At 35.2% G+C, this 11,551-nt stretch carries 12 protein-coding genes; 11 read left to right on the top strand and 1 reads right to left on the bottom strand.

Going from position 1 to position 11,551, the window contains the following annotated elements; translation table 11 throughout:
* Positions 1-4: 4 nt before the first annotated feature.
* Positions 5-550 carry an RNA polymerase sigma factor gene (locus GQ45_RS00595; RefSeq protein WP_047414257.1) on the bottom strand — a complete coding sequence of 182 codons (546 nt, stop codon included), beginning with the start codon at positions 548-550 and terminating at the stop codon, positions 5-7.
* Between the two features lie 111 nt (positions 551-661).
* On the opposite strand from GQ45_RS00595, the gene GQ45_RS00590 reads away from it, so the two are divergent.
* The 11 genes from GQ45_RS00590 to GQ45_RS00540 all read left to right on the top strand — a co-directional run bounded on the left by GQ45_RS00590 (position 662) and on the right by GQ45_RS00540 (position 11,535).
* Positions 662-1,486, top strand: a complete 825-nt coding sequence (locus tag GQ45_RS00590) for a DUF4412 domain-containing protein (protein ID WP_047414255.1) — start codon at positions 662-664, stop codon at positions 1,484-1,486.
* 1 nt (position 1,487) lies between these two features.
* Entirely contained in the window at positions 1,488-1,832 is a 345-nt protein-coding gene (locus GQ45_RS00585) for a DUF4870 domain-containing protein (protein ID WP_047414254.1), read from the top strand.
* 20 nt (positions 1,833-1,852) lie between these two features.
* Complete coding sequence (locus GQ45_RS00580) at positions 1,853-2,881, top strand: hypothetical protein (protein WP_047414252.1); 1,029 nt, start codon at positions 1,853-1,855, stop codon at positions 2,879-2,881.
* Between the two features lie 23 nt (positions 2,882-2,904).
* A complete protein-coding gene (locus GQ45_RS00575) occupies positions 2,905-4,776 on the top strand; it encodes a thiol-activated cytolysin family protein (protein ID WP_047414250.1) in 1,872 nt (623 codons plus the stop codon).
* A gap of 106 nt (positions 4,777-4,882) precedes the next feature.
* Positions 4,883-5,422 carry a hypothetical protein gene (locus GQ45_RS17455; protein ID WP_052188084.1) on the top strand — a complete coding sequence of 180 codons (540 nt, stop codon included), beginning with the start codon at positions 4,883-4,885 and terminating at the stop codon, positions 5,420-5,422.
* A 10-nt stretch (positions 5,423-5,432) separates the two neighbouring features.
* Positions 5,433-5,792, top strand: a complete 360-nt coding sequence (locus tag GQ45_RS00565; RefSeq protein ID WP_156125315.1) for a twin-arginine translocation signal domain-containing protein — start codon at positions 5,433-5,435, stop codon at positions 5,790-5,792.
* 3 nt (positions 5,793-5,795) lie between these two features.
* Positions 5,796-6,491, top strand: coding sequence for a YkgJ family cysteine cluster protein (locus GQ45_RS00560; RefSeq protein WP_052188083.1), 696 nt, complete (start codon positions 5,796-5,798; stop codon positions 6,489-6,491).
* A 12-nt stretch (positions 6,492-6,503) separates the two neighbouring features.
* A complete protein-coding gene (locus tag GQ45_RS00555) occupies positions 6,504-7,115 on the top strand; it encodes a hypothetical protein (RefSeq protein WP_047414246.1) in 612 nt (203 codons plus the stop codon).
* Positions 7,112-7,690 carry a hypothetical protein gene (locus GQ45_RS00550; protein WP_047414245.1) on the top strand — a complete coding sequence of 193 codons (579 nt, stop codon included), beginning with the start codon at positions 7,112-7,114 and terminating at the stop codon, positions 7,688-7,690. The genes GQ45_RS00555 and GQ45_RS00550 overlap by 4 nt, the downstream gene beginning before the upstream one ends.
* An 8-nt stretch (positions 7,691-7,698) precedes the next feature.
* Positions 7,699-10,755, top strand: coding sequence for a hypothetical protein (locus GQ45_RS00545; protein ID WP_047414244.1), 3,057 nt, complete (start codon positions 7,699-7,701; stop codon positions 10,753-10,755).
* Between the two features lie 27 nt (positions 10,756-10,782).
* Entirely contained in the window at positions 10,783-11,535 is a 753-nt protein-coding gene (locus tag GQ45_RS00540; protein ID WP_047414243.1) for a hypothetical protein, read from the top strand.
* The last annotated feature ends 16 nt before the right edge of the window (positions 11,536-11,551 follow it).

Here is an 11,551-nt window from a genome sequence, read left to right as displayed (position 1 = left end):
AAGGTTATGCTTTGATCATTTCTTTGAGGGTTTTTAAACACCTTGATTTTTGACTTCTCACCACACTACCGTCGGTATAATCAGTATGGGCAACAATATCATCTATACTTAGTCCTCGGGAATAGAATAAGGTTAACATTTCTTGACACTTTTTTCCTAATTTTTTAAAATAGGTTTGCAATAAACCTTGTTCGTAGCTTAATTCTTCGGTTAAAATCTCTGTGTCCACTATAGCAATAGTATCATGAATACCCAGCTTGTAGGGTTCGTACTCGGTAGTTTTCTTCTTTTCTTTTAAAACATCAAAAATCATAAATTTTCCAATCCCAAAAAGATAGGTTTTTAGCGAACTGTTTACGGTGTCAAGTTTTCCATTGAGCGCATGTTTACGAAGTGCAATAAAAGCTTCTTGATAAATATCACAAAGATCATCATAAGACAAACCATACTTTTTTCCAAAATTCAAAAAAGAATTTCTATGGCTGTTATAAAGCTTAGCAATTTCAATAGGGTGACTATGTATTAAGGTTTTAATGTGGTTTTCTTCCATTTCAGAATTCTAAAAATTTGGTTGGATTTAAAACAAATTATTTTTTTCAAAAGAAAATGTTAACAATGCAATTTTTAGCATGACTAAAGATAAACGAAAAACATAATAATCATGAAAAAAATAGCAATCGCACTAGTTTTCTTACTTTCATTAGTAGGAAACGTACAAAAAATTGAAGCACAATTTTTAAAAAAATTAAAAGACCGCATTAAAGAAAAGACAGAACATGTTGTTTTGGAAAAGACATCAGATAAGGTTGCCGAAAAAGCATCTACATCATTGGATAAGGCTTTTGAACTTAACCCTTTTGCCATGGGAAAAGGAAAAGTTGATCCCAACCTTGTTCCAGACTCCTATGAGTTTAGCTGGAAATACTCCTTAAACATGAAAACCAAAGAAGGAGATATGGTTTTAGACTACTTTTTACAACCAGGACAACCCTATTTTGGCTTTACTACGCCATTGATGGAAAGTATGTTTACCGTAATGGACAACGGTCGCAAAATTACAGTGATGTATATGGCATCTGATAAAAACTCAGTATTGATGGCGAATAGCATGCCTGACGATCTGGATTTAGAAGAATTAGAAGATGAGTCTGCAGCCTTCGGATATGAATCTCTACCGGACAAAGAAATTATGGGATATGCTTGTACAGGAGTAAAAGCTACCAATGACCGGTATGAAATCAGTATGTATTTTACTGCAGATGCTCCCGTAAGTTTCAATGATATCTACAAGAAAAAGAATAAAAATATACCCGCGGGATTAGAAAATTATTTTGGTGCAGACGACTACGTCTTGATGCTCGAAATGCAAATGACCGATTTAAAAAAGGATAAAATGAGTGCAACAATGGAATGTATTGGTCTTGAAGAAGTACAAAAAACAATATACAAATCAGACTATAACACCATGAACCCTAAAACCAATTAACATGGACACAACAGAAAACAAAATTACCGTTGCTCATGATGGTAAAAACATAGCCACGATAGCCTATATGACTTTCATAGGATTGATCATCGCCTTTGTGATGAACAATGATAAAAAAGATGCCTTTGCTGCTTATCACATCAAACAATCTTTGGGCTTAGCACTTACGGGCTTAGCATTAGGCATCATTGGGATGATTCCCATATTGGGCTGGATCATAAACATCTTAGGGATTTTTGTACTGCTCTATATGTGGGTTATGGGACTTATGAATGCCATTAATGGAAAAGAAAGTCCAGTACCTTTTTTAGGAGAAAAATATAAAATCTGGTTTAAAAATATTTAAAAACAAATAACTATCAACAAATGAAAACACAAATAAAAATACTTGCATTATTGTTTCTACTCGCATTAAATTTTTCTTGCAACAAGACAAATGAAGCCGCGGAAGAAGAAATACAGACAGAATTGGAAACCAATGTATATGCTTTGGTTAGTGAATACGATGGAGCAAATTTCACTATCAATGTTTGGAAGAATGATATCCCCACTCCGCTAAATCTAACAAATACGACTTCTGTTAGCTCCTCATCCATGTATGTTTCAGGAACTGATGTTTATGTCGGTGGCTCTGAATATAATGGTACCAAACACGTTGCTAAAATTTGGAAAAATGGCGTTTCCACTTCCTTAACAGATGGTACTAATTCTACTTTTGTTACTACAATATTCGTGTCAGGTAATGATGTGTATGCAGGAGGTAAAGAACAAAATGGTAGTGCTATAATTTGGAAAAATGGTGTAGCAACTTTTTTATCGAATAATGTTAGTGATGTGAACTCAATTTTCGTTCATAACAACGATGTGTATGCCGTTGGCTATGAAGAAATTGATGATTCGCCAATTGCAACACTTTGGAAAAACGGCATTGCAACTTCATTTGGAAATAGTGCAAAATATGTAGAAGGTGCATCAGTTTTTGTTACTAATAATGATGTATATGTCACTGGGAATGAAAATACCCCTGACGAATATACGGTCAAGGTTTGGAAAAATGGAGAACCGTCAAATTTAAATAGCACCTATTTACCCACCGCTGTATCAATCTTTGTTTTAGGCGATGACATTTATGTTACAGGAAGCGAATATATACGCGGGACAGAAAAAACCAAAGCTCGGTTATGGAAAAACGGTGTAGGATCAGACCTTACGGATGGGGTTAATAGAGCAAAAGGGCTGTCCGTTTTTGCTGCTGACACAGATGTATATGTGGGTGGCTATGAATACAATGGATCAAAGAATGTAGCCATGATCTGGAAAAACGGGGTGCCAACTAATTTATCCGATGGTACAAACAACGCCATTGTTACCAGTGTTTTTGTCACTATCAATTAATAATAACTTAAAAATAAATAATCATGAAAAAAATAATCCAAAACGCGTTAGGCCTATCATTATGCCTTGTTACCCTAACTGTATCAGCTCAATTAAGACCTCCAAAAACAATCACAGTCCAGAAGGAAAAAAATGTTGATATGACAAAAATTAACAAGAAACCTATTCCTCAATTAAACGTAGTAAAAGCAAAAGAATATTTTAAAACATTAAAAGTAGGTACCGAAAATGATAAGGAAGGAGCGAGAGAATTGACATTGGTGAATAATAGTTTTATTGAAACCAACAAAACTACAGTTAAAAAAGGGAGTGTTATCAATAACTCTAAGAGCATATGCACAAAAGAAGCCATCACAGTAGAAATTAAAGCCTTAGATTTTAAAGCTTTTTCTATGAATGCAAAGCCCGATTGGTTAAAACCGGGCATTATGATGAAGGCAATGTCATTCATTGATGGATCGAACACTATCGAAGAAATAAAAGATAGGAACCCCATTACATTGAGTAGCGATTTAAGGGTAGCTAATCCTGTATTTGAAGTAATGAATCCTAGCAAAAAATCTCAAATTACAACTGCTGAAAATTACTTGATTACACAAAATGGTAGCCCAGTTCCAGCTCAAATGTCATTTTACTATCACGAGGTACATTCTTTAGAAGAAATGAGTTTTAAACTTACCGGGAAGTATAGTTCTGGGATGGGAATGTTTTCTGGATCTGTCGGATTAAACTATGGAACAGAAAAAGAAGCAAACTATTACATGATCGAATTTGCTCAAAACATGTTTAGTATTGAAGTTGATGGAATGGATCCAACGAAAGTTTTTGTAGATCCTAATGTTTCTACAGAAGATTACATTTATTTATCTAAAGTAAACTACGGTAGAAAAGGAGTTATCGTATTTAAAACCAATAAATCGATAGAAGAGTTCGGTCTTTCTTTAAGTGCTAAAGTTAATGGGGTTATAGGTTCTGCTGAAGTTAAAGCTGCTTATAATTCTTTAAAATCCAGTTCAGAAGTAGAAATGCAAGCCTTTTATTATGGAGGAAGTAGCGCCGGTGCCATTCAATCTATAGAAAACTCCATTAAAAATGGTGTTCCGGATATCATTTCGTACCTAAAAGACCGACCCTTCGATCACAAATTAGCACTACCCATTGGTTATGAGCTTAAAAATTTAAAAAATGAACGTGTTGGTTTGGATAATACATTAAAACAAATTGTAAGAACTTGTATTCCAAAGCAGAACTTTAAATTAAAAGTTACACTTACAGATATTCAAAATATTAATGGCAGAGATGGTGGCGGTAGTAATCCGGATGACTATGCAATTCAGCAGTATGTGACCTACTCAGCAAATGGAAAAACTAAAACATTCAGTTCAAGAAACATTAATACAATTCCTGAGAGAGCCAATGGGCCTGTTCAAGTTGCTGGTATGCCCAATGTGCTTATTTCTGGGGACGCCGATCATCAAATTCATGTTAGAGAAGGCAATGAACCTAAAAACCGGAATCGATTTATAAACAATTCCTTGGTATTTGATATTACTTACGATGAGTTTATGGATAAAAATGCCCAATTCAAAATATATACTTGGTTCAAAGAATATACCAATGGTAAAGATAAAGTATTGGCCAATAACACTCCTATTTCGGTTAATATTAAAGAGGTTTTAGAAATACTTTCAGGTGTAAAAACTTTAAATGAAAGCACGCCATTTTTTGATACAACCATTGCAAAAACGGTTAAATTTCACAATTTCGGCACTGGAAACCTACCATTAGCCAATATTCAAACCAACTTAAGCAAATTAGTACTCGAAGGTCCTATCAGAATTGGTAATCCAGGAGAAAAAGCTGCCGTGTGGCTTCAATTTGAATTAGTAGACTAAGCTATTATTAATCACTACAGTATTTGGGTGCAAATTTTCTAAAGCTTGCACCCAATTTTCAAAACACTACAATTTCGAATTTACAATAACTAAAAATTGAATCATCATGAAAACAATTCAAATAAAAATAGTACTAGTAGCCTTTATGTTAACTACAGTTTTCTCTTATTCGCAAACAAAGGCAATTGCAGCGGGCAGCCAATACCCTCCGCAGGTTTCAAAACCTTTAATTTCTATTGAAGGCAGACTTTCAATTAAAGGATTTACCAATGGCGAGATGAAGCAAAAAACACCAGTAGCTTTATTTAAAGCTTTTAAAGATGGTGAATATGCCATCAACTTTAACTTCAAATCAAAAGAATTGAAGCCTGATCATATTATTCTTTTTGATATGAAAACTACCGTAAAACACAATAGCAAAACTATTTCAGAAAGCTCTCGTGGTGGATGGCCTTGGCTACCTGGCGATACGTTTGTGCCTATAGAAGCTTTTGATGCCATCCCTGCATGGCAGAAATATGCCGCAAGAGGACTTCCTGTAAATATACCTGGTGATTACGAATTCATTTTTCAATTTGTACCGTCTGAAGGGCAAAAGGTTAAGGGAAGCATCGCCCCAGCAACGATGCGGTTTACGATTGAATAAAACCACAATCATGAAAAAAAATAATAAAACAGAAAGTGTAAAGTCTAACAGAAGAGACTTTATAGCCAACGTATCGCTAGCGGCTGCTGCACTAACGCTTAATAGTGCCTTTGGGTTTCCTGCTGAAACTGAGCAAGGTAATGGTAAATTGTTCTGGAAATTAGAATCTCCAAATAGTAGTAGCGAAGGTAAAAACGGCATTTTTCGATTTTCGGATGCCAATTTAGAAAAACTAAAAAGTGGTAAAATGGAATCGCTAACCCTAAAAATAGGAATTAGCGCAGACCAACGCCGATGGACCTATATAGAATCAAGCATTACTGATAAAAATTTCATGAAACAACTAACAGAAATAGCAAGGAAATCTTAGCAAATGGCAATGATTTTAAAAGATACCGTGAGAACCAGTGATTCTGATTTTTCTTATCAGTGTCATTCCTGTAACAAGTGCTGTCACGGCAAGGAAATTCAGGTTAACCCATATGAAACCATGCGTTTATCAAGCCATCTAAAAATAACAACAACACAATTCAGGCATCACTACCTGAAGGATCAATTTTTGAAACATAAAAAAAATTCGAATGCATGTATATTTTTAGGTGAAAATGGGTGCACGGTTCATAAAGACCGCCCACAGGTTTGCAGGTTGTACCCCCTAGGTAGATTTCGTAGGGATACTGGTGATGAGGTGTTTACAGAACTTTTTCCGCATCCAGAATCAAAAGGGGTATATGGCGACTCTGCAAAAGTTAAAGATTATTTAAAAACACAAAAGGTAGGTTCCTATTTAAAAGCCGAAAAAAGCTATTTAAAACTGATTCAGAAGATGGCCATAGCTGCATTGCATGATAAATCAACATCAAAATCGGAAACAGCGTTTTTTAAAAGTGAAGTTAAAACAATTAGGTATGCCGATTGGGTTTTAGATCCTGACCCAGTTATAGAAAAGTATTGTGAATGGAAAACTATTGAATTCCCTTTAAAAACAGCACAAAAACTGAAAATACACCTAGAAGCGCTGAATTCATGGGCTAATGGAGAATGGAATCCTGTAATAGATAACTATTAAAATAAATTAACGATGAAAAACTATATTTTTTTATACTCAATATTGGCGGTCTTGGTTTCTTGTAAAGACCCAGTGAAAGTAGGTGATACTTCAACAGAGAAGACTGCAATTACTTCAGCTCTTAAAAAGGATAAGGAAACAACTATAGCTAATCCCTATCAGGATGGCGAAAGTCAAAAAGCGCTATTCAAAGCTTTAAAAAAGAAAACGCCTTTAACTAACGAGCAGTTATTAGCCGCACTACCTCAGCATATACATGGTAACCAACCTATAGGCGAATATGCCCTTCAGGCTCAGTTTCAGGAGGCATCTGGAATGTATGGATCTGCTCAGCGTTCTTATACTTTTTGGATAGAAGACGGCTCAGGATCTAAAGCAATAGTTCGCAACTTTTATGATGCCCTAAAGTTTAAAAACCAAGGTCCAGAAGGAACAGAATATGTGTTTGCCGAACATGATGGCTACCAGACTATTGCCTTTTTACAGCCTAATATTAAGCAAAATCAAATATCATTTATCTATAACAATCGCTTTAAAATTTCATTATTAGGGTCAGCTGCTGCTGATACTTTATGGTCATACATTGACTTTGAAAATTTAAAAAAATTAAATCAATACCAATGAAAAATACACTCCACTCCATTCTAGTTTTAGTGCTATGTATCTCCTGTAATTCAGAAGTTAAAAAGGTAGCCAATGATGTACTTAAAGCAGTTCAACAAACTGAAGTACAAAGTACTGATCAGCTTTCCGATTTTGATAAAATAACAAATGAACTTTTACAGAAAACACCATTAACAGATGAAGAATTGTTAGGTGCATTTCCTAAAGAACTAATGGGTTTTTCAGTAGAGAAAGCAAATGCTATCCCCTACATGCAGCAAGTAGTGGGTCTGTTTGGAAACCGAAAAATTGTACTATCCATAGCAGATGCTGCTGGAAAAAATAATTCTTTAGTTACCACATTTCTTGGCTTCTATTCTTATGTACCTCCTGCTACGGACAAAAAAAAATTAATAAAAGTTGAACGAGATGGTATTAAAACCATTAGCGAGATTAAGTATAATGAAACAGAAATGAAGTTCATTTATGACCATCGATTTCATATTTCTCTTAGTGCAAAAGCAATGAACCCAGATGAACTCTGGGAAGCTTTTGATATAAATCTGCTTAAAGGTTACCAAGAAATGAATAAATAAGTACATTCATGAAAAACGCTACAACAAAAGTCGGAACTAATAGGCGAGAATTTATTCAGCAATTAGGCCTAATCTATGCTGCTGCACAAATTCCATTCGTTTTTTCAAGCTGCAAAGATGACAAACCTAATTTTGTGGGAACTGGCAAAGCACCCTACAAGGTCTGGGAAGAAATGCTTATGGCCTTAGAAACAAGTCCCGATCATTTAGAGGGTAGAATGAAATTTTTAATAGCCTCAAAAGATGCTAAAGCTATGTTTGATTTTGTTCGTGACGAAATTTATTTGATGCCAGCGGCAGAAAAATCAGTAGGATACATAGGCACGCAACTAAAATGGGGCATAAAAGGAGCCTTAAGGTACGGTATAGCCACACCACGCGAAAAAGCTGAACTTTTAAATTATATGTATACCAAAGCTGGGATACCTTCAAAGGTAGTTTTTGAAGTAACAAGTATTCAACCAGAGGAAGTTTCTGCCTTTTTTTTAAGACCTATACAACGCAATTTTAGTCTTGATATAGCTAATAGTCAATGGAAGCAATGGAAAAAAGAACTCCAAGTCGAAGAAAATTCAACGAATGAAATCGCGATTATTGATGATGAGCATAAAGAATCAAAAGCATTAGCTGAAAAACTGTGGCAACATATACCGAATAAAGAGAACTTAGATAAACATTCGTTCGATTTTCGTTGGGATAATTATAGAACACCAACGGTGGAATTTATCTTGAATGGCGAAACAAAATATGCCCATCTTTTTGATTCCATTATCCCCTTTGGACAGTTAAAAAGAGAAGGCATCAATATCGCTGACGCGGAACCTACCAAATTAAATGACGAAAAAATTAAAGTTTCTATTAGTTATAGAGATGCTATTGACCCCAACTCGGAAAAAGAGTTGGTCGCAGGAGAATGGTTAGCCACTCAAGTTGTGGGCAATCAAATCAATGTAGCCTTTTTAAACGGATTGAGTTTAGAGCAGCAAGCAGTTAGGCAAATAGGAACATTACGCACCTTTACTCCAGCATTGGCATTTCAAAGTTTTGATGAGCAAACTGAAGTTATGCAAGAAAATTCTTTTGTAGGGAATCCTTTTACCTTGGATGGAAAAATCATTGATGTTTCTGGTGAGGAACCTAAAATAAATGGAAATACCATACTTAAAAAACCAAATAAAGACCTACAGAAAAAAGTTACGGCATTAAAGATTAAGGCATTTCCAGCAAATTATCCATTGGTAAAACTACATGTTACCCCAACAGACGAAAATGGTGCCTTTGTAGAACATTTGTCTTCATCTGATTTCGCAATCAGCGATAATACCATTCAGGTTGAAGCTTTGATGGAAAATAACCGTCCAACACCACGAATTTTGATTCTTTATGACACCTCTTTAAGTATGCCTAAAGAATACTACCAAGAGAACATGGAGGTCTTCATTGAAAATCTTAATACATCTATTTTAAAACAATACCCTGCGGCTGTCATAAATAATTGGAAGACACCATCAGAAATATTCACTTGGCTATTAAAAGCATCTCAATCTGATTATGATCTTATTATCTATGCCACTGATGGTGACAATAATGACACGTATGATATATTGAATGAAAAGATTTATAAAAATGGTCCACCAGCCATTGTATTAAATGTCTATGATTACGATTCTAACTATCATAACACAACGTTCAATAAAATGGCAGAAATCACGAACGGCGTGGTGTTAGCTGCTAAAGATCAGACAAAAACTCTGGCGGCCATAACCGATTATATCTCAAAAATGGAAATTCCTCCCTATACATTTACCTATTACGCTGTTGGAGCCGCAGCAATGCATAAGACTTTGGTAGGGATTGACAACAAAAGAATAGTAGCCACTGATACCTTTAAATTTATACATACCGATACAAAAGAAATAGGTCAAGCTTTAATTGGACTCTATTGTACTATTAAAACTGGAAATACCACTACAAAAAGAGTTTTAGCAGGATGGGATCCCATCACACAACTAAACAAACAACCAGATTATTCAGATGCTATAGCGGTAAGGAATACCATATTTGGAGGTGCTACGGTTTATTTTGAGGGTGAAGGCCCAACAATTTCTGCAGCCTTGTCAGATGTTTTAAAATATAGATTAACCACAAGACCATGGGGAGAAGCCCTTATGGAGAATGACACCAGCAAAGCAAAAGAAGCGTTTAGCAAAGGCGGGTACATATATCATCCTGAGATAGTACCCCTAATGGCACCGTTAGAAGATGCGATTACCTCGACTAGCATGACCTTTGCCTCTGGAATTAGAATTGCAATTATAAAAAATAGAATTGGTGTTGGGGAAAAAGCATCTACCAAGTCATTCGATTACCTCCCAACTTCAAAATATACCAGCTTAGCGCCATTTGGAGCATCTGCATTTAAAATTACCTTAGAGAAAACAGCACAATTAGCTCTTCGAGAAGGTTATTTTTTTACTACAAGTACAGTTTCTGAATTAAAAAATAGTCGACTTATAGAAAGACAAAAAGCGATTGATAAAAATTGGTTTCAAGAAAACAAAGAGGCGCTTACACAGCCCTATTACTGGAATGAAAAGATGTATAGAGGTGATGGAAATTTTAAAATTTTCGATGAAGCCGCTTTGAGTATGGCCTATTGGCAAATACATCAACAAACTGGAGAATTATTTGGCATGTTAGCCGATGGTACTGGCGGAGGAAGTGAAGAAACCATCAAACAGCTATCAGATATCATGGCAGTGTTGTCTGTTTATATTGCACTACTTGCTGAAATGAAAGTACTTAATCCTATAGGTGGCATGGCTCTTAGTATTGTGGCCACTTATGGTGTCACTTTAACAAAGCTATATGCCATTGTTTGTGAAACCATTGTAATCATGGATGCTTCTGGAATGGATGACAAAATTAAAGGGGCATTAATTGAGTTAGCATTTAATGTTTATAAAACTATCGCTTTTGGAGTTTCAGGTGGTGGAGGAAATATAATGTCGGGTCTAGATGCCTTGATTGGAATGATGGGTGTTCCCACCAATCCTTTTAGTTAATAATAATGTATTTAAAACAATAATCAAATGAAAAATAACATCAAAATTATTTTGATGCTAGTGTTGGTTGTGTATGGAAAAGGGTTTTCACAAACATCCGAACAACAAAAAAAGCTAACTAAAAATCAAAAGTCAATGGATAGCATTAGTCAATGTATTTCGCTCGAAGAAGCGTTAGAACTTGCCCATGCAAGGAAAAAGAGCCTTGAGGCAGCCTTAAAGGCTAAAAACAACAACATAAAAGTCAAAATTAAGGACAGCATAAATAACAAAAAACAATTGAAAACCCTATTAGCAATCCCTGAAAGCGATTTTGTATTTAGTGGAGATTACAACGATTTGCTGACCTTAGAACTGGCCTCTAGAATCTCAGGTTTTGAGCCTTTCCTAGGGCGTAAAACACACATATTACAAGGAATGACCGGTGAAATTTTGAGATACAATTGGGAGAATGGCAGAGAAGAAATAAAAGAAAAATCGCCAACCAACCGTAAAAGAACTGTGTCTTCACGTACTGATATTATCGAAATAAAATGGGTAGATAGCGAAGCGGATATGGAGTCTTTCTTGAATTTCATTGATTTAGAAAAATATCCTGAGAAAACAAAAGTAAACGGTGTTGGAGAAAACGCTTTTTGGAGTCCTACCAAGGAACATTTAGAAGTGTACTATCATGGCATATCATTTACCCTTAAAGTAGCTATTTCTGATGATGCGATTAGCGATAAAGAAAAAACTTTAGCCTTAGCTAAACTAATTATAGCAGAACAATTAAACTAAACCTCTTAAATATTAA

Source organism: Cellulophaga sp. Hel_I_12 (assembly GCF_000799565.1).
GTDB lineage: Bacteria > Bacteroidota > Bacteroidia > Flavobacteriales > Flavobacteriaceae > Cellulophaga.
This window is presented reverse-complemented; position numbering and strand designations above follow the sequence as displayed.